22 protein-coding genes are annotated in these 17,488 nt (G+C 69.8%); 10 read left to right on the top strand and 12 right to left on the bottom strand.

Going from position 1 to position 17,488, the window contains the following annotated elements; all coding sequences use genetic code 11:
• Positions 1-43: 43 nt before the first annotated feature.
• Positions 44-994 carry an NADP-dependent oxidoreductase gene (locus tag LSF15_RS15130; RefSeq protein ID WP_232499388.1) on the bottom strand — a complete coding sequence of 317 codons (951 nt, stop codon included), beginning with the start codon at positions 992-994 and terminating at the stop codon, positions 44-46.
• A gap of 209 nt (positions 995-1,203) precedes the next feature.
• On the opposite strand from LSF15_RS15130, the gene LSF15_RS15125 reads away from it, so the two are divergent.
• Positions 1,204-1,713: a MarR family winged helix-turn-helix transcriptional regulator gene (locus LSF15_RS15125; protein WP_232499387.1), complete on the top strand. Its 510-nt coding sequence runs from the start codon at positions 1,204-1,206 to the stop codon at positions 1,711-1,713.
• A 93-nt stretch (positions 1,714-1,806) separates the two neighbouring features.
• On the opposite strand, the gene LSF15_RS15120 is transcribed toward LSF15_RS15125, so the two are convergent.
• A complete protein-coding gene (locus LSF15_RS15120; protein ID WP_232499386.1) occupies positions 1,807-1,980 on the bottom strand; it encodes a hypothetical protein in 174 nt (57 codons plus the stop codon).
• A gap of 119 nt (positions 1,981-2,099) precedes the next feature.
• Between LSF15_RS15120 and LSF15_RS18875 the strand changes: the two genes are divergently transcribed.
• Positions 2,100-2,225 (top strand): PIN domain-containing protein, encoded by a 126-nt coding sequence (locus tag LSF15_RS18875; RefSeq protein WP_269756507.1) that lies wholly within the window; start codon positions 2,100-2,102, stop codon positions 2,223-2,225.
• Between the two features lie 8 nt (positions 2,226-2,233).
• On the opposite strand, the gene LSF15_RS15115 is transcribed toward LSF15_RS18875, so the two are convergent.
• The 3 genes from LSF15_RS15115 to LSF15_RS15105 form a co-directional block, all read right to left on the bottom strand.
• The gene (locus tag LSF15_RS15115) at positions 2,234-3,136 is read right to left on the bottom strand and encodes an oxidoreductase (protein WP_232499385.1); all 903 of its coding nucleotides are present in this window, start codon (positions 3,134-3,136) and stop codon (positions 2,234-2,236) included.
• Between the two features lie 122 nt (positions 3,137-3,258).
• Positions 3,259-4,959, bottom strand: coding sequence for a cytochrome bc1 complex cytochrome b subunit (gene qcrB / locus LSF15_RS15110; protein ID WP_232499384.1), 1,701 nt, complete (start codon positions 4,957-4,959; stop codon positions 3,259-3,261).
• Between the two features lie 162 nt (positions 4,960-5,121).
• Entirely contained in the window at positions 5,122-6,567 is a 1,446-nt protein-coding gene (locus LSF15_RS15105; RefSeq protein WP_232499383.1) for a plasmid pRiA4b ORF-3 family protein, read from the bottom strand.
• 334 nt (positions 6,568-6,901) lie between these two features.
• On the opposite strand from LSF15_RS15105, the gene LSF15_RS15100 reads away from it, so the two are divergent.
• Positions 6,902-7,564 carry a hypothetical protein gene (locus LSF15_RS15100; protein WP_232499382.1) on the top strand — a complete coding sequence of 221 codons (663 nt, stop codon included), beginning with the start codon at positions 6,902-6,904 and terminating at the stop codon, positions 7,562-7,564.
• 12 nt (positions 7,565-7,576) lie between these two features.
• On the opposite strand, the gene LSF15_RS15095 is transcribed toward LSF15_RS15100, so the two are convergent.
• Both LSF15_RS15095 and LSF15_RS15090 read right to left on the bottom strand, forming a co-directional pair.
• Positions 7,577-7,912, bottom strand: coding sequence for a HepT-like ribonuclease domain-containing protein (locus LSF15_RS15095; protein ID WP_232499381.1), 336 nt, complete (start codon positions 7,910-7,912; stop codon positions 7,577-7,579).
• Positions 7,909-8,253: a nucleotidyltransferase family protein gene (locus LSF15_RS15090; RefSeq protein WP_232499380.1), complete on the bottom strand. Its 345-nt coding sequence runs from the start codon at positions 8,251-8,253 to the stop codon at positions 7,909-7,911. The genes LSF15_RS15095 and LSF15_RS15090 overlap by 4 nt, the downstream gene beginning before the upstream one ends.
• 141 nt (positions 8,254-8,394) lie before the next feature.
• Here LSF15_RS15090 and LSF15_RS15085 point away from each other — a divergent pair, with 141 nt between their 5' ends.
• Positions 8,395-9,672, top strand: a complete 1,278-nt coding sequence (locus LSF15_RS15085) for a hypothetical protein (RefSeq protein ID WP_232499379.1) — start codon at positions 8,395-8,397, stop codon at positions 9,670-9,672.
• Positions 9,673-9,739: 67 nt separating this feature from the next.
• Positions 9,740-9,934 (top strand): PIN domain-containing protein, encoded by a 195-nt coding sequence (locus LSF15_RS15080; RefSeq protein WP_232499378.1) that lies wholly within the window; start codon positions 9,740-9,742, stop codon positions 9,932-9,934.
• A gap of 14 nt (positions 9,935-9,948) precedes the next feature.
• Here the strand turns inward: LSF15_RS15080 and LSF15_RS15075 are convergent, their stop codons facing one another.
• Positions 9,949-10,623, bottom strand: a complete 675-nt coding sequence (locus tag LSF15_RS15075) for an O-methyltransferase (protein WP_232499377.1) — start codon at positions 10,621-10,623, stop codon at positions 9,949-9,951.
• 160 nt (positions 10,624-10,783) lie between these two features.
• Between LSF15_RS15075 and LSF15_RS15070 the strand changes: the two genes are divergently transcribed.
• The 3 genes from LSF15_RS15070 to LSF15_RS15060 are packed head-to-tail and all read left to right on the top strand — an operon-like array spanning position 10,784 to position 12,599.
• On the top strand, positions 10,784-11,584 hold the full coding sequence (locus LSF15_RS15070; RefSeq protein ID WP_232499376.1) for a hypothetical protein: 801 nt from the start codon (positions 10,784-10,786) through the stop codon (positions 11,582-11,584).
• A 5-nt stretch (positions 11,585-11,589) separates the two neighbouring features.
• Positions 11,590-12,027: a DUF5684 domain-containing protein gene (locus LSF15_RS15065; RefSeq protein WP_232499375.1), complete on the top strand. Its 438-nt coding sequence runs from the start codon at positions 11,590-11,592 to the stop codon at positions 12,025-12,027.
• 59 nt (positions 12,028-12,086) lie between these two features.
• Positions 12,087-12,599 carry a methylated-DNA--[protein]-cysteine S-methyltransferase gene (locus LSF15_RS15060; protein WP_232499374.1) on the top strand — a complete coding sequence of 171 codons (513 nt, stop codon included), beginning with the start codon at positions 12,087-12,089 and terminating at the stop codon, positions 12,597-12,599.
• Positions 12,600-12,655: 56 nt separating this feature from the next.
• On the opposite strand, the gene LSF15_RS15055 is transcribed toward LSF15_RS15060, so the two are convergent.
• Positions 12,656-13,678, bottom strand: coding sequence for a serine hydrolase domain-containing protein (locus LSF15_RS15055; protein WP_232499373.1), 1,023 nt, complete (start codon positions 13,676-13,678; stop codon positions 12,656-12,658).
• Positions 13,679-13,848: 170 nt separating this feature from the next.
• Here LSF15_RS15055 and LSF15_RS15050 point away from each other — a divergent pair, with 170 nt between their 5' ends.
• Positions 13,849-14,643: an alpha/beta fold hydrolase gene (locus tag LSF15_RS15050; RefSeq protein WP_232499372.1), complete on the top strand. Its 795-nt coding sequence runs from the start codon at positions 13,849-13,851 to the stop codon at positions 14,641-14,643.
• A gap of 36 nt (positions 14,644-14,679) precedes the next feature.
• Here LSF15_RS15050 and LSF15_RS15045 read toward each other — a convergent pair whose 3' ends face one another.
• Genes LSF15_RS15045 through LSF15_RS15035 form a run of 3 tightly spaced genes read right to left on the bottom strand, consistent with a single transcriptional unit; the run spans position 14,680 to position 15,921 of the window.
• Complete coding sequence (locus LSF15_RS15045) at positions 14,680-15,087, bottom strand: PIN domain-containing protein (protein ID WP_232499371.1); 408 nt, start codon at positions 15,085-15,087, stop codon at positions 14,680-14,682.
• Positions 15,084-15,341, bottom strand: a complete 258-nt coding sequence (locus tag LSF15_RS15040) for a type II toxin-antitoxin system VapB family antitoxin (RefSeq protein WP_232499370.1) — start codon at positions 15,339-15,341, stop codon at positions 15,084-15,086. Before LSF15_RS15040 ends, LSF15_RS15045 begins: the two co-directional genes overlap by 4 nt.
• A 37-nt stretch (positions 15,342-15,378) precedes the next feature.
• A complete protein-coding gene (locus tag LSF15_RS15035) occupies positions 15,379-15,921 on the bottom strand; it encodes a hypothetical protein (protein ID WP_232499369.1) in 543 nt (180 codons plus the stop codon).
• 220 nt (positions 15,922-16,141) lie between these two features.
• On the opposite strand from LSF15_RS15035, the gene LSF15_RS15030 reads away from it, so the two are divergent.
• Complete coding sequence (locus LSF15_RS15030; RefSeq protein ID WP_232499368.1) at positions 16,142-17,401, top strand: ROK family protein; 1,260 nt, start codon at positions 16,142-16,144, stop codon at positions 17,399-17,401.
• The last annotated feature ends 87 nt before the right edge of the window (positions 17,402-17,488 follow it).

Genomic DNA, 17,488 nt, shown 5'->3' with positions numbered 1-17,488 from the left:
GTGCAACGACCTCATCTCTGCACCGGGCCTGATCAGCTTCGCCCTACACGTGTGCGCCGTCGCGCGTCGGAGTGAGCACCACCTTGCCGCGGAGCTCGCCGGCCTCACCGAGGCGGTGCACTGTGGCGAGCTCCTCGAGCGGATGACGCGCACTCACATCGATTCGCAGGTTGCTGGCGTCGACGAGCTGCGCCAAACGGGCCAGCTGGGCGGCATCGCTGCGCACGAAGAGGCTCACCGTGCGGATGTCGGCGCCTGGCGGCACGACGCCGGGCGTCGTCGTGGTGACGAAGGTGCCCCCGGGCTTCAACAGCGACACGAGCGCCTCTGTCTCCGCGGGCGACGTGCGCACGAGGTTGAGGACCACGTCGACCGGCTCGGTCACGGCGTCGGTCAGGGCCGTGGTCGTGTAGTCGATGATCTGGGAGGCGCCTGTCGCCTCCACTGCTTCTCGGCTTCGGGCGCTGGCGGTGGCGATCACGGTCGCGCCGGCCGAGGCCGCGAGTTGCACGGCGAAGCCGCCGACCCCGCCGCCCGCGCCGTTCACGAGCACACGCTGCCCGGCGCGGACGTCGGCCTGCTCGACGATCGCCTGCCAGGCAGTGAGTCCGCTCGAGGCCAGCGCCGCGGCATCCGCCAGCGGAATCGATTGCGGTGCAGGGGCGATCAGCTCCGCGGGCACGATCGCGAACTCGGCTGAGGCGCCGGGTCCGGTCATCGGGAGGAAGGCGACGACGTCCTGACCGACGAGGCCGGCCGGGGCACCCTCGCCGACGGCGACCACCGTGCCGCTGACGTCGATGCCCGGCACGTGCGGCAGGTCGACCGGGAACGCCTCCGCGAGGTGGCCGGCACGGATGGTGGCGTCGACCTGGTTGAAGGTCGTGCCGGCGACGCGGACGAGCGCCTCGCCGGGCCCCGCCTCGGATCGGGGCAGGTCGACGGTCTCGAGTACGGTCGGCTGGCCGTATCGGGTGAACTGGATAGCACGCATGATGGTGTGTCCTTTCGTGGTGGGGTCAGGCCGCGAGTCGCGGGTAGTCGGTGTATCCGCGCTCGCCGCCGCCGTAGAGGGTGCTGCGGTCGGGATCGGTCATGTCGGGACAACTCCTTCGAATTCGAACTACCTGTGATGGTCGACAACACGCGTCAAGCCTCATCTATTTCCAATTCGAACCAAATTGCGTGTCATAGGATTCGGGCATGCCGGATGCCACCGTTCCGCCGAGCCTGCCCCCGGAGTTCGGCGTGTACTTCGCACTGCTCGAAGTGAGTGCCCTCGTGCAGCACGGAGTCGAGGGTCAGCTGCGGCGCGACGGAGGGCTCAGCTTCGTGCAGTTCCAGATCCTCGCGATCCTCGGCGAGGACCCGTCATCGCCGCGCAGCATGACCGACCTCGCCGACCGGCTGGTGCACAGCAAGAGCGGCCTGACCTACCAGGTCGACCGGCTCGAGCAGGCGGGACTCGTTGTACGAGTGCCGTCGAAGCACGACGAGCGCGGCGTGAACGTGACGCTCTCGCCGCAGGGTGTGTCCGCGCTCGAGCGCGTCCTTCCCGGCCATGTCGACGTGGTGCGCGACGTTCTCGTCGATGCGCTCGATGGCGCCGACCGAGTTGAGCTCACGCGCCTGCTCGGTGGTGTCGTGCAGCACATGCGGTCGCGTCCGCCTCGATCGGCTCGCCGTTCAGGCGCAGGCGGTGCCGAGGAGTAGGGCTGCGATCGCCGCACGCGTGGGTCACGACGCCTCCCCGGCCCAGGTGATGCGGTGCTCCCTGGCGCTGGGACCGGATTTCGTGCGTTTGGGTCAGCGCTCGTCGTCGCTCGAGACCCAGGGAGCGCCCCAACCCGATGCCGCGCGACGGGCCGCGTTGCGACCGTCTTCGTCGGCGCGCGATGGGCCAGGCAACACGTCCTCGCCCTCGACCCGCTGCATCTCTTCGTAGCCCTCTTCGACCTCGTCGCGGTTGCGTCGAGTCATGACGTCCTCCCTCCCCGAGTGGGAACACGGGCAAAACCGTCCCTCAACCGATTCTCCTCCGTTCATTCGCCGGCGTCGATCCCCTCGCGAGGTGTACCACCGTTCTCGTCGACACGGGATTGAAGCTGCCCGACTGCTGCGTGCTCGACGCGGCCGTCGAGTCGGGGCATCCGCTCGCGACGTTCGATACGCAACTCGCAGACGCTGCCGCCGCGCTGGGCGTTCCGGTGGTCGCCGTCGGCTGAGCCTGCCGCTACCAGGGGAACGCGACGCCCGTCAGCTCCTCAGACACGCTCCAGAGGCGCTCGGCCGTGCGTGCATCCTTCGCCGCGGGGGCGCGATCGACGAGCATGGGCGGGCCGGTCATCTCGCCGCGACGGCTCGGGCCCGCGTAGCCGGCTCCCGGCATCGGCGCGGTGGCTGCGAACAGCATCGGCGTCGCCCCGTCGGCCGCCGACTGGGCGACCCACCGCACGGCGAACCTGCCGACGAGCTTCAGCATCGCGTTGCCGGTGCCCGCCCCGAGATTCGTGGCCGCCATGCCCGGGTGCGCTGCGGTCGAGATGACCCGCGAATCGGATGCCTCGAGCCGGCGTTGCAGCTCCAATGTGAAGAGCAGGTTCGCGAGCTTCGACTGCGCATAGGCGTCGGAACCGGCCTGGTAGGGGCGAGTCGACCAGTCGAGGTCGTCGAAGTCGATGCGTCCGGTGCGGTGGGCGCTGCTCGCGACCGTCACCACGCGGCCCGTGAGGTACGGCAGCAGCAGGTTCGTCAGCGCGAAGTGCCCGAGGTGGTTGGTGCCGAACTGCAACTCGAATCCGTCGCGCGTGCGCCCGAACGGCGGCACGAGCACACCGGCATTGTTGACGAGCACACGGATGTCGCCCCGCCAGCTCTCCGCGAATGCACGCACCGACGCGAGATCGGCGAGATCGAGTCGTCGCACCTCGGTCGATCCCTCGACCGTGGCCGCGGCATCCCGACCCCTGCCCTCGTCTCGCACGGCGAGCACGACGTGGGCGCCGTGGGCGGCGAACGCACGCGTGGCCTCGAGCCCGATGCCGCTGTTCGCGCCGGTGACGATGATCTTGGTGCCGGTCAGGTCGGGGATCTGTGCGACGGTCCACGGAGGCTCCGTTGCGCTGCGGGCGGTCATGTCGCGACCCTTCCGGGTGAGGCGGGCGCCGTCGGGCGACGGTGCCGTCTCACGGGCTGAACCGTACGCGCCCGACCTGACCGCGGGATGTGCAGCACCCGGTGGGCACGCCGAGCGGAACGTCAGCGCGGCGTCGCGATCGGACCGACGGTCGGGGCATCCGCCGTGTTGGGGGCATCTGCGTTGTTCGGGACATCCGTCTTCGTGATCGAACCGTCGCCCGCGTCGACGGCGCCACCCGGCGCCCCGACCTCGATGCGGTCCTCGAAGAAGAATCGCGACAGCCGCACCCGCACCCGCTGCGCCACGGTCAGCCGGCCGCGCTCGTCGGGCCGCAGCATGAGCGGTCGAGGGGTGTCGACCGAGGTGAGGCGCCAGCGCTCGTACTCGCTGATCTGGCGATGCACCTCGACGTACTCACCGCCGGGCAGACGCACGATACGGCCGGTCTCGTACCCGTGCAGCAGCAGTTCCGCATCCTTGCGCTGCAGGGCCAGGCACACGCGCTTCGCGATGAAGAAGCCGACCGCGGGGCCGAACACGACCATCGCCTGCAGCACGCCGATCACGCCCTCGAAGCTCACCGAGAAGTGCGTCGAGATCAGGTCGGCGCTGCCGGCGACCCACAGGGTGGCGTAGAAGACGATGCCGGCGACGCCGATCGCGGTGCGCGTCGGCGCGTTGCGCGGGCGATCGAGCAGGTGGTGGTCGCGGCGATCGACGGTGATCCACTCCTCGACGAACGGGTAGACGGCGATGAGGAGCAGGTAGAGGGTCACGACCGCGAGGGGCACGAGGATCGCGAGCGTCCAGGTGCGGTCGAGCCAGACGAACTCCCACCCGGCCGGTGCGAGGCGCAGCGCGCCGTCGAGAAAGCCCGTGTACCAGTCGGGCTGGCTGCCGGCGCCTGCGTCTCCGGGCGAGGCCGGGCCATACAACCAGACCGGGTTCACCGTGACGACGGCCGACACCAGCAGGAGCAGACCGGTGACGATCACGAAGAGCCCGCCGGCACGAGCGGCCGCGACCGGCAGCCGAACGCCCACGACGTTCTGCTCGGTGCGCCCGCGACCGGGGAACTGCGGCGGCCCGTGGCGCCAGGCTGCGAGCCCGCGCACCGCGACGAGCGCGATGAGCAGGGCCGGAACGACCGCCACGTGCAGCGGGTACAGGTGCTCGATGATCCGACCCGGGAACTCGCCGCCGAAGAGCAGGAACGAGAGCCAGGTGCCCACGAGCGGAATGCCGAGCGCGATGCCCTCGGTGATGCGCAGCCCGGTGCCCGAGAGCATGTCGTCGGGCAGCGCGTAGCCGCTCCAGCCGCCGGCGAGGCTCACGATGAAGATCAGGACGAGCAGCACCCACATGCCCCGGCGCGGCCGCCGAAAGGCGCCCGTGAAGAACGTGGTCACGATCTGCACGATGATCGCGGCCGGCAGCAGCAGCGCCGACCAGTGGTGCGCCTGCCGCAGCAGCAGACCGCCCGGCACGTCGAACGAGAGCTGCATCGTCGACGCGAACGCCTTCGAGACCTCGGCACCGTGCAGCGGAACGTAGCTGCCCGTGTAGGTCGTCGCATCGCTCGAGGGCGTGTAGAAGAACATCAACAGCACGCCGGTGACGGTGACGACCACGATGCAGGCGAGGGTCACCGCGCCGAACAGGTTCGTCCAGTGGTTCGGCACCGTGCGGCGACGAAGCTCCGCCCTGATGTCGGCGACGCGCCGCCCGAAGACAGGGGCGTTGCCGACGCGGGCGGCGAGCCGGTCGGTGACCGAGGCGCGAGGCGCTCGTTCGCCGCCCGCGGTCGCGTTTCTGCGCATGTGCTGCTCCTCACTCGTCGTTCACTACATACGACGGTCGAGGGCGGCGAGTTGTGACATCCGCCGGCTGTGAATCGGCCGGATATCGCTACCCGACTCCAGCTGCTCTCGAATAGACGACTGAATGGCTCTCAGATCGACGACTCGCAACGGAGTCGCCCTTCACTCCGCCCCGAGCATCGCGCGTGCGAACGCGCGGCCCTCGTCGGTCGGTCGGCCGTCGTTCCAGCGCTTGCGGCGCAGCACACCGAGATGGCCGAGCACGCGCCACGCGTCCCACGTGAGGTCGTGGGCGTCGGATTCAGCGAGCTCACTGCCGTCGCCGTTCGACCAGTCGAGCGCATCGAGTCCCCAGGTGATCGCCTGGTCGTAGCCGCGCAACTCGGTGTGCCCGCCGCACGCGATCTCGATCGCGAGCAGCAGCGCGGCATCGCGCGATGCCTCGTCGCGCGGCCGCGTCAGGAGCGCCGACGCGAGATGCCGCCAGAGCGCCACCGGATCATCGCGCAGTCGCTTGCCGACCGCCGTCGCGATGAGACGCCCCCTCAGCACGCGCACGAGCCCGAGCCGCACGGCCTGCTCGCGCAGCAGCCGCATCGGTGGGGTCACGTCTTCACGGTTCGACTCGCCGATCCAATCGTCTGCCCACCCCAGCTCGACCATCCCCTCGTGCACGACCGCGGGCGGCATCCATCCCGCCTTCGTGAGCGCCAGCCCATCACCGACCCGCTCGAGCAGCCACGCGTACGGGCGCGTCATCCGCCCCGCGACATCCGCTTCGATCGCGACGGGCGCGAGCGCACCGGTGCGTCGTAGCCGCAGCCGCAGTTCGCGACGCAGCGGCTCGGGCAGCCGCTCGAGAACCCCGACGATGGCCGCGTCGGACGCGAGGGACGCCTCGCCGGCGACGACGACCCCTGACAAGTCGCTGTCGAGTTCGAATCGCAGCGCGAGTTCGTGGTCGACGCCGGCGACGTCGAACGCGTCGGCGTCGAATTCGGGCTCGGGCCAGGCGATCCATCTCGCCCAGCCGTCGGCGTCGGCGTGCTCGGGCGAGTTCGGATCGGCGAGCCGGTCGAGCAGTTCGACGTAGCCGCCCACCCCGCCCGAGTCCTCGAGCGGACCGCGGCGCTCGCCGCGCACGAGTTCGGCGCGGCGCGTCCACGGCGGCTGCGACGCGTGCGGGTCATCCGATCGTTCTCGCTCGATGAGCTCGATCGCGTGGTGCCAGCTGTCGCCGAAGTCGTACCAGTAATACAGCGGGCCGTCGAGGGAATCGAACACGGATGCCACGCGCGCGTCGTGCTCGTCGACGAGCGCGTATTCGACCGCGCCAGGGAATGTGTGGTCGTCCTGCTCGGCGAGCTCTTCGGCGGGCATCCAGCGCCGCGGCTTGCGCCCGATGCGAGGGATATCGCGGCTGCGGGGGTACGGATCGAGCTCGCCGAACTCGTGCAGATGCGAGTCGCGCCACCCGAACGCGACCTGGATCACGTCGTGCAACTCGTCGAGGCGCAGGTCGCCGTCGACGTCGATGATGCGCCAGATCTCAGGGTCGCTGCCGAGGAGGCTGGTGCGCAGGCGGAAGCGTTCGCGGGGTGAGGTCACGGTTCGATTCTCGTGTGCTCGCGTGCTCGTGTGCTCGCGTGCTCGTGTGCTCGCGTGCTCGCGTGCTTGCGCGCTCGCGTGCTGGGGTGTTGATCGCCGTGACCAGGGAGATCGCCTGGGAGGCGGTGCCCAAGTGCCCAAGTGCCCAAGTGCCCAAGTGCCCGGGTGCCGAAGTGCCCAAGTGCCCAAGTGCCCAAGCCCGGGCGCCCTCCCGTCCGATTGCCGACCGACGCGCCGGGCGAACCCGTCCTCCACAGCGCGCGCCCCGTCTGAATTCTCCACCCGACGCCTCCGAACCCGACCGGGTATGCCCAGCGGCATCTAGCTTCGCGACATGCCACACGAATTCGCGATCACCGGCCGGCGCCTGCGCTCAGGCGCGGCAGCGGTGCTGCTCGTCAGCCTCTTCCTCACTGGATGCGTTCCGCCGCCGAACCCTGCTCCCGCCGCGCCGGCGCGGGAAGTGATCGACGGCGACCCCGATGACGGCTTGACCGTCACCGGCGGCGGTCTCGGTGACGAGCAGCCGTATACCGAGCTCACCGGAGGATTCTTCGCCGACGACGATGATGCGCTCGCCACGTCAGTGGCGGTGCTCGATGCCTACACCGACGAGTACCACTCGATCACACGGAACGGAGATCCGCACGGCGGCGACCTGAGCGACATTCTCACGCCGGCGATGGAGGATCAAGTGCGTGCGCACTTCCCCACGACCCTGCATGGGCCGACACCGGTCGAGATACGCGTCGAGGTGAGCGATGCCTTCGTCCTGCGACGCATCGAAGACACGGATGGTGCGCGGGTGCACTTCGCGTACTGCCGCGAGGACACACTGCTCGACCTCACCAGTGGCAGCGACGCCGTGGCCGAAGACGGCACACCCCTCGCGTCCGTGCGGCGCGAGTTCGCGGCATCCGTGGTCTCGAATGGGGACGATCCCCGTCGCCTGCGCATCGAAGCGATCGTGGATTGGATGGGTGAGCCGTTCTGCTGAGATCGACCCGGCTCAGGCGCGAGCGGCAGCTGCGGCGGCGCGCAGTTCGGGGAAGCTCAGGGTCACCGTCTTCCAGAGGGCGTCGCGATCGATGCGGTCGTAATGGTGCACGACGACGTCGCGATTGCGCGCGGCCTGTGCCCAGATCGGCTGGCTGAACCGGGTCGCGTCCGCTGCGGTCAGCCGTTTCGCGATCTCGCCCACCCGGTTCGACAGCGCCTCGAATGCGAGTGCGATCGCGGGGTCGGTGTCGAAGGCCGCGCGTCCTCGATCGACGAGTCGGGCTGCGGTTTCCAGGCTCGCGAGAAGGTCGCTGAGCCGGCGATCGATGCGCGCATCGGCCTTCACAGCGGCAGCGCGTCGTCGAAGATGGAACGGTCGCGGATCGGGTCGAGCGACCGGCTCGACACGACATCGACCCTGCGGTCGAGAAGCGTCTCGAGGTCGATCTCGAGCTGCGCGAGGTCGAAGAGGGTCGTTTCGTCGTCGGGATCGACCAGGAGATCTACGTCATTCGTCGGCCCGTCGTCACCGCGCGCGACCGAGCCGAACACGCGAACGTTGTCGGCGTGGTTCGCCCGCGCCAACCGCGCGATGGTCGCGCCTCGGCGCTGCAGCTCGGGGAGGAAGGGGCTCGGGTTTCGCTCGGTCGCGGTGAGCTCGCGGTATCGAGCGAACGGAACGAGCACGGCATCGGCGTGCCGGTGCGAGCCGATGACGACGGGCTCGGCGCCGGCGGCATCGGCCCGAACTGTACAGAAATGACCCTGCGCATCGCTCGGCGTGGGCTGCGATAGCCCCGTCGGGCTCCACGGGAGTAGCCTCCGCACATGGGACGAATGGCCGTCTCGGCGCTGCATCAGGTCGTCGTGGACCTCGCGAACGCCGGTACCCGCACCGAGTCGTTCGCGGCAGCTGCGAATGGAACCCTCGGCACGTCCCTGCTGCCGCTGCTCGCGCTGGCCGGCGCGCTGACCGCGGCGGTCTGCGTCGGATCCCTCATCGTGGCGTGGCTGCGGAAGCCCGACCCCGACACCGCGGTCGCCGTCACCGACCCCGAGACCGCCGGACTGCTCTCCGTCGGATTCGTGTCGGGCCCGGCGTCGGCACGCTGGCTGCCGGCGACCGTCATGCTGCTCGCCGGCAGCGGCGTCATCGCCATCCGCGACCGGCGCGACGTTCGCGACGGCGAGGTGGGCCGCGCACAGGACATCCACCTCGTCTTCGACGGCGACTATCCGATGGTCGTCGGGTGGAACAGGGAGTCCGGCGACATCACCGACGACACCGTGCTCGCGATGCTCACGCCGGGACTCGCGTCCGGCACGCGCACCGTCGCGCGCGGCTCGAGCGTCGACGTGGACCGCGTCGTGAACGAGAACCCCGCCCTCCTCACGGTGACGCGCAACGGGTTCCGCGACGCGGCGGACTGGTACCGCGAACCGCGCCCGGCCGGCCGGTTCAGGGCCGCCACGATCGGCGGTGCACTCGGAGTCGTGTTGGGGTTCATCACCCTCGGCCTTCGCGACGATCTGACGAACTCGATCTCGTGGAGCGCGATCGTCATCGGCGGGCTGGCGCTCGGGCTGCGCGTGCTGCTGTCACGCTGGATCCCGCTGAACGCGGCCGGGCTGCAACTCCGTGAGCGGGCGAACCAGCTGGGTGAGGTCGTCGCGAGCACGGATGTCGCGACCGTGGCCGCGGGGGAGCAGCTGCTGCCTTGGGCCGTGCTGTTCGACGAGGCATCCGTGATCCGACGGTTCGCTGAGGTCGCCGAGACGTCGGGAACCGTGCCGACCTGGTACCGCTCGTCGGCCCCGTTCTCGGCGGATCGCCTGGCGTCGTGCCTCGGCCTCATGGCAACCCGGCTGTCGCAGCCCATTCGCGTCGGCGGCGGGCTGCTGCAGCGGGGCGAGGACTCCAGGTTCGGCGTGCCGCTGACCGGCGACACCGGCAGGTGGTTCGTGGGCGGGTACTTCGCAGGCGACGGCGGCGGTGGGATCGCAGGCTCCGGCGGTGGTGGGTTCGGCACTGGGGGTTTCGACGGGGGCGTCGGGGGCTTCGACGGGGGTGTCGGGGGTTTCGGCGGCGACGGCGGCGGGTTCTGAGTCTCGCGGCGCCAGGGCCCACCCGGCGGCTGGGCCGAATGTCGGTCGTGGCCGATAGCTCGTCACGTTGCAGTTGACGAACGAGATCCTCGAGCGTGCTGCTGAGCTCACGGCGATCCACGGACTTCGGGCGTACGACGCCGTCCAGCTTGCAAGCGCACGGGCGGCGCGGCTCATCGAGCCCACGTGCTCGACGTTCGCCGCATTCGACGGTGAGCTCTCGGTGGCGGCCGTCCGCGAGGGGTTCTCGCTCCTCCCGTGAGGCCTGCAGCGGCGTCACACGACGATCGCGACCGCGACCCCGTCCCACCCCTTCGATCCGACGGTCTGCAACGCCGTGGCATCCACTCGCGGATCGGCACCCAGCAACTCGAGCCCCCGCTGGGTGCCGACCACCATGGCATCGGTGCTGTGCGGGTCGGCGACCTCGCCCGTGCGTCCGACGTTGTCGACCACGATGACGGTGCCCGGCCGTCCGAGGCGGATCGCCCAGTCGATGTAGATCGTGTTCGACTCCTTGTCGGCGTCGATGAACACGAGGTCGAACGGCTCGTCGCCGCGCTCGGCGATGCGCCGCAGGCTGTCGGCGGCACGCCCGACGATGATCTCGACCTTCTGCGACACGCCGGCCCGCTCGAGGTTCGCGCGGGCGATGTCGGCGTGTCGCGGTTCGAGTTCGAGGGTCACCACCCGTCCGTCGTTCGGGATGCCGCGTGCGAGCCAGATCGTCGAGTAGCCCCCGAGCGTGCCCACCTCGAGCACGCGCCGCGCGCCCGACATGCGTGCGAGCAGGTGCAGCAGCTTGCCCGACAGGGGCGTGACCTCGATCGCGGGCAGGCCCGCGGCGGTGGCGTCGGAGACCGCGGCCGTCAGGCTCGGGTCGTCGTCGATCAGTGTCGTTGCGAGGTACTGGTCGACGCGTCGCCAGTTCTCGGGAGTGGAGTCCGCCATGCCGCCAGCCTGATCGCCGTGCGGTCGTGCGTCAATGCTCCGTGCCGTCAGCCGCCGGATGCGGTTCTCCACAGCCGTCGGTTCGTTCCGGATCAGCGCGCTGCGAATACTACGATCGGAATCCTGCGCAGGTCCGCGCAACCCGACCCGATGGAGCCACGTGACCCTCGACACGTCGTCGCCCGAGGCGGCAACGCCTCCCGCCGCTGCACCCCCGCCGCCTGCGCCCCCGACCGGGCCGACGTCGCCGCCACGCGCGAAGGGACTCGGCGTTGCCCTGACCCTCGCGATCATCGTGTCGGCGATCCCGGTGATCGTCGTTCCGGTCGTGGGGGCTTGGCTGGTCGCCACCTCCTTCACGCAGACGCAGCAGGCGCTCGCCGCTGTCGATGCGGGCGAACAGGTCACCGGCGATACCGGTGTCGACGGGGCGGCCGGGTCGAGTTTCCCCGTCGAGCTCCCCTGGGACGTCGAGGTGACCGGTCCCGCCTACGTCGCGATGATGTCGGGCTTCCCGGCGAACGACGAATGGGTCGCGTTGACCGAAGCCGATCCGAACGCGAACGTCTTCGAGTACGAGCATTCGACCACCGGATGCTACGTCTGGCACACGAACGGATCAGTCGGTGCCGACGTCGACGTCGCCAACGGCGACCGTGCAGCGAGCATCGCCCTCATCGAATCGGCCCTCAGCACGACGGTCGACCCGAGCCAGGTCATCGACGGCAGCCTCGACGCCGGCGACGGAGCGGGCGCATTCGGCACGGTCGATGCCGTCGAGGTCGCCTTCGCAGGCGACGGCTTCGCGGCCACCGCGGTGGCCCGCACCTTCGCGGGAATCGGCGAGGGCGCGATGGTCTACGTCGAATGCGCCGACGACGCGCTGCGCGCCGACACGGTCGCGACCGCGCGCGACCTGCTGTACATCGCGCTCGTTCCGGCGGGCGAGGGCCTGGAGTGAACGACATGCAAGAACCCGTCATCGACATCGCCGCAGTACTCGTCCCCATGCTCGTGCTCTGGGCAGGTCTCGCCGTCTACGGCGCCGCCACCTATGTGCTCAACGGGGTCTTCCTCTCGAGGGTCTTCGCCAAGACCGGTGCCGAGGGATGGCCGGCCTGGGTGCCCGTCTACAACTCGTGGCGGCTGCTCGAGCTCGGCGGTCAGCCGGGGTGGCTCGCGTTGCTCGTCTTCGTGCCCGGCGCGAACATCGTCGCACTCGTCTTCGTCGTCATCGCGGCTCATCGCATCGGGCTCGGCTTCGGCAAGGGCGGCGGCTGGGCGGTGCTCTACTTCTTCGTCCCCCTCGTCTGGGGTGCGCTGCTCGCGTTCGGCAACACCGGTCCGTGGCGCGGGTCGACGCGGGTCGGGGCTGCAGCGCCGGTCGCGGCACCCGGCGTCTAGGTCCGATACCCGCTTCCGGTTGCGGGCGCGGCGGGGTGGCGGCGAGTGATGATGGAGTCATGACCCGCCGCCACGCGACGCTGACGACACCGCTCGGTGACCTGCTCGTGGTCGCCGACGGCAACGCCCTCGCGGGGATCTACTTTCCGGGGCACCGGCATCCGCCGGCCGCCGACGCCATCGGTGTCGAGGTCGACGCCCGCGGCGACGCGCTCATCACGCGGTTCGGCGAGCAGCTCGCCGAGTACCTCGAGGGCGCTCGCACCACGTTCGATCTGCCGTTGGCGCCCATCGGCGACGAGTTCCAGCACGCGGTGTGGGCGATGCTGCGGGACATCCGATTCGGTGAGACGACGACCTACGGCGCGCTCGCCGCGCGCCTCGGCGATCGCAATCTCGCCCGGCGCGTCGGCGGCGCGGTGGGCCGCAACCCGCTGAGCATCGTGGTGCCGTGCCACCGTGTCGTCGGCGCCGACGGATCGCTCACCGGGTACGCCGGCGGGCTCGAGCGCAAGCGCCGGCTGCTCGAGCACGAGGGGGCGGCGGTCGTCGCGCAGGCTCGCCTGTTCTGAGCGGATGTCCCTGCGTCAGCTGTGGCGCAGGGGACATGCGCCGCGGCCGAGCCGACTCAAGTGAGGTCGAGCGCGTCGTCAAGTGCGCGCGTCAGCGGCCAAGCGCCGTCGCCAGTATTGGAGATCACCGTATGCGTGGTCGACATGGCCGGATCGTGGACCGAGCGGAATGAGACGCCGGCATCCATACCGTCCGCCATCGCGACGTCCCGCGTCTTGTGCAGAAAGAGGCCGAGCCCACAGCGCGACGTGTCGGAGGCGTCGTCGCTGCGGCTGCGCATCATCTCGGCGACCCACGCCTCGGACACGAGTCGCCGCTCGAACAGCGCCGTCCAGAAGGCGGCGACATCGGCGACCGTGGAGTAGATCCCGCCGTCTCCTGAGCCGCGCACCGGCAGATGGAACACGTTGGTGCGGATAGCGCCGTCCATCTCGACGTAGCCGAGGGCGGCCCGGCGCGGCAATTCGTCGGATCGCAGGAAGGCGGTGTCCGTCATCCCCGCCGGGCGGCAGACCCGTGCTTCGATGAGCTCGTGGAACGCGATGCCGCTCGCCCGCTCGGCGATCAGCGCCAGCACGACGTAGGCGCCATTGCAGTATGAGAACCGCTCGCCCGGAGGGAACTTCTGCGGAAAGCCGTCGAGCACGGCGAGGTACTGCTCGGTCGTCGCCAGCTGCTGAACAGGCACGGGCATCACGTAGTCCGCGAGGTCGAGGCTCGGGTCCTCCTCGTCGATGTAATCGCCGATGCCGGAGCGGTGGGAGAGCAACTGCTCGATCGTCACCTCGTCGTCGATCAGGGGAAGGTCGCTGCCGAGCACCGAGCGTGCGGTGGTCGACAGGTCGAGCGTGCCTTCGGCGATCAGGCTGAGCACCGCGAGGGCCGTGAATGGCTTGCATCCGCTCGCGATACCGAACCGGGTGTCCGTCGTGTTGGCGATCTCGTTCGCCCGGTCCGCGAGCCCGTACGCGCGGGCGATCACCGGCTCGCCGGCGACATCGACGCGCACGACTCCGGAGAATCCCGTCTCAGCGGCACGACGATCGACGAGGTCCGTGAGATGAGCGAGCGAGATCACGGTGACGAGAGTACGGGAAGATGAGTCCGTCGATGCGGGGTTGGCTCGCGGGTCGAGTCGTGGCATCGGCCGGTCATCAGTTGCCGCGTCGACGAATCGGCGTCACCATTGCAGCACTGCGGTCCGGATCCGCTCGGGGCCTGATCCGTTTCGCCGAGCGAGGAGTCATCGTGGGGGCACGCATCGATATCGACGGTCTGAGCACATGGACCGAGAGGCGCGGCAGCGGTGAGCACACGATCGTGCTGCTGCACGGAGGGCTCGGCAACAGCGACGACCTGCTCGACTCGATCGGGGCAACGCTCGGCGAGAAATTCCGTCTCGTCGCGTTCGATCGTCGCGGCCACGGGTACACCGCCGATACCGATGCGCCGTTCCACTACGACGACATGGCCACGCATGCGATCGCGGTGCTCGAGCGGGTCGGGGGCGGTGCCGGGGGCGGTGCCGGCGTTGCGGCGCCGGTGCATCTCGTGGGATGGAGCGACGGCGGCATCGTGGCGATGCTCGTCGCGCTTCGCCGGCCCGATCTCGTCGACCGGCTCTCGCTCATCGGGGTGAACTTCCACTTCGACGGCATCCACCCGCTGGACTTCGGCGATGCCGCACCGCCTGCGGTGATGCTCGACGCGTATGCGGCGCGGTCTCCCGACGGGGCCGACCACTTTCCGGTCGTGGCCGAGAAGTTCATGGCGATGGCCAGCACCGAACCGACGCTGACTCCCGACGATCTCGCGCGGATCGCGCATCCGACGCTCGTGCTCGTCGGCGACGACGACCTCGTGCGACTCGACCACGCGGTCGCGCTCTACGAGGCGCTGCCGGCCGGGCAGCTGTGCGTGGTTCCCGGGGCGTCGCATGCGGTCGTGCTCGAACGACCGGGGTTCGTGGCCGGGGTGATCGAGGAGTTCCTGCTGGGGCCCGAGCCGCCCGAGACGCTGATTCCGATTCGGCGGGGGCGGTAGTCGCGACATCTCTGGCGGGTATCGACCGCCCGACCATCACCCGGCCGGCACGTACTCCTCGCGTAGTCGACCCTCGGTGGCGGTTGCGATGTACGTGAAGTCACGATCACCGTGGAGCAGGATCGCGTCATTGACCACGGCGTACGCCGCGATGAGACAGTCGAGTGCGCCGGCTGCTCGTACGAACCCGGTCGACCAGAGCTGCTGCTGCAGGTCGAGCGCATCCGATGCGGTCGGGTGCACGGGGGCCGGAAAGAGGTCGTCCATGTCGCGCCGTAGGCTCGCAAACTCCTCGGGGTTCCGAGCGGAGTGGCAGTACTCGAGCACCTGAGGTGGACAGGTGATGAAGAGGTGCTGCGGCGACAAGGCGCGCAGGCGAGCTGCGATGCGATCGCTGCGGCCGGCCTTCTGCCAGATGCTGTTGTCGACGAGGTAGGTGCTCACGGGTCGACCGTGCGACGGGAAGTGTGCGAGGTCGGATCTGCCGACGCATCTGTGGCCGGTGGCATTGTCGGAGCGTCGATCTGATCGTCGTCGAATCGTCGCGCGATGAGCCGCTCGACGGCGGCGGGCTGGCGCCGCATCGCGATCAGCGTGCGAAGGGCGATGTCGACCACCTCGCGATTGCTGGACGCGCCGGTCAGCTGCCGAGCGACGCGGAGTTCGTCGGCGTCGATGTCGATCGACGTGATGGCCACGGTTCCCCCTTTCCATATAGACCACTATATAGACGCGTCACGCCTGCAGCACGAGACTCGCGAACGACCGAAGGGCCGCGCCGGTCAACGGTTCGACCGCCATGCCACCGCACGTCTCGAGCTCGCGCAGGCACTCGGCGATCTCTCGGTCTGCGCCGTCGATCTGCCGCCCGGCCGCGACGGTGACACGCTCGATGAGCGCAGCGCCACGTATTCCCTCGGCGACCGCCAGTGCCACGTACACGTTCACGTCGTCGACACCCTTGAGCGACCAATACGTGGCCGCGCATCTGCGGAGCAGCTCGTGTGGGTCGGCGAGCGCGTCGTCTCCGGCGCGAGTGCGCAGCAGCACGCCGCCGCGCCGGTACGCCACGTTGACGGCTCGCAGCATCTGATCGTGTGTGGGATCGATGTCTGCCGGGGTCGTCGGGCGTGGCTTGACACGGGAACTCGGCAGACGACTGAGAGCCGAGCGCAGCGACTCCGTCATCGCCAGGGCTTGCGGTTCGTCTGGCAGGGCGTCGGGCGTGGTCACGCCCAGCACCGCGGTCATCAGGTCCTCGACGGCGTCTTTCGGCACACGCCTCTCGTCGCTGACGATGCGAGCGATCACGCGAGACCGCGAGCTGTTCGAGCGCCAACCGTATTCGTACCGGTTGGAGATTCTCGCCTGCGCGGCGGCCAGCGGTGGAATCCGGCGCTCGCGGTGCGGATGGGGAGGACGACTCGAGGACGACTCCACGACGTCGACCGCACGCGTATCATTTGTCCATCGACCGGACTAACCCCTGGGAGGCGGAATGGGCGACGTGGCGACCGCGCGTCGGGGCACCAACCTGCCGCGCATGGGCGACTTCAACCGATCGGTGATCTTCGACGCGATCAGGCGCGCCCCCGAAGGGCGCAGTCGGGTCGAGCTGGTCGAGATGTCGGGGCTGTCGACGCAGACGGTGTCGAACATCGCCAGGTGGCTGCTCGAGCAGGAGCTCGTCGTCGAGGCGGGCAAGGAGCGCGCGGGCATCGGCAAGCCCCGCACGCTGCTTCGCCTGAACCGCACCGGCATGTTCGCCGTCGGGGTGCACATCGACCCGGCGGTGATGACCTTCGTCGTGCTCGACCTCGTCGGCGGGGTCGTCGCCCACTCGAGGCGTCGCACGCCGAAGGCGAATCGCCCTGAGCGGGTGATGGCGCTCATCCACGACGGCATCGAGCAGCTCATCGCCGACTCCGAGGTGCCGCGCGACAAGATCGTCGGAGTCGGCGTCGCCGCGCCGGGCCCGATCGATCAGGAACGCGGCACGATCGTCGACCCGCCGCACCTCGTCGACTGGCATCGCGTGCCGCTGCGCGATGCGCTCGAGACCTCGACCGGGTTGCCGGTGCTCGTCGACAAGGACGTGACGGCGGCGGCCGTCGCCGAGACGTGGGCAGGCGGGGCCAGCGGTGCCGGGTCGTTCGTCTTCGTGTACCTCGGCACGGGGGTCGGCGCCGGCCTCGTCGTGCACGACGAACTCATGCGCGGCGTCTCGGGCAACGCCGGCGAGGTCGGGCACATCGTCACCGACCCAGAGGGGCCGGTCTGCTGGTGCGGGCAGCGGGGATGCGTCGCGGTGACGTGCACGCCGCAGGCGATGGTCGAAGAGGCCGAGCGCGCCGAGGTCATTCCAGAGACCCGTCATGCGGCGACGTTGCTGCGCGACGCCCGTGACGTCGACGCCCAGTTCACCCGGTTGTGCCGTGTCGCCGCCGGGGGAGACGCCGCGGCCGGCGACATCCTGAATCGGGCCGCCGAGCACACCGCGCGCGCCGTGGCCGTGCTCACGAACCTGCTCGACGTCGACCGCGTGGTCTTCGGCGGGCCGATGTGGCAGCGGGTGAGCGAGCGGTACCTCGAGCGCATCCCGCCCCACCTCGACGCATTCAGCGCCACCGGTGCGCTGCGGCGCGTGCCCGTCGTCGGCACGGGGGTCGGCGACGACGTCGGCGCGATCGGCGCTGCGTGCCTGGTGCTCGAGCGCACGTTCACGCCGTCGGCCGCGCGGCTGCTGCTGGCCCACTGACCCCCGGAGAGGTCACAGTCCGGTAACGCCCGCACTCGGCCGCGCTCGGAGCCTTGTCGACTAAGTCCATTCGATTTACTATCTTGC

The organism is Agromyces humatus (genome assembly GCF_021228295.1).
Classification (GTDB): domain Bacteria; phylum Actinomycetota; class Actinomycetes; order Actinomycetales; family Microbacteriaceae; genus Agromyces; species Agromyces humatus.
Note: the sequence above shows the minus strand (reverse complement) of the source record. Positions and strands in the feature narration are given on the sequence as shown.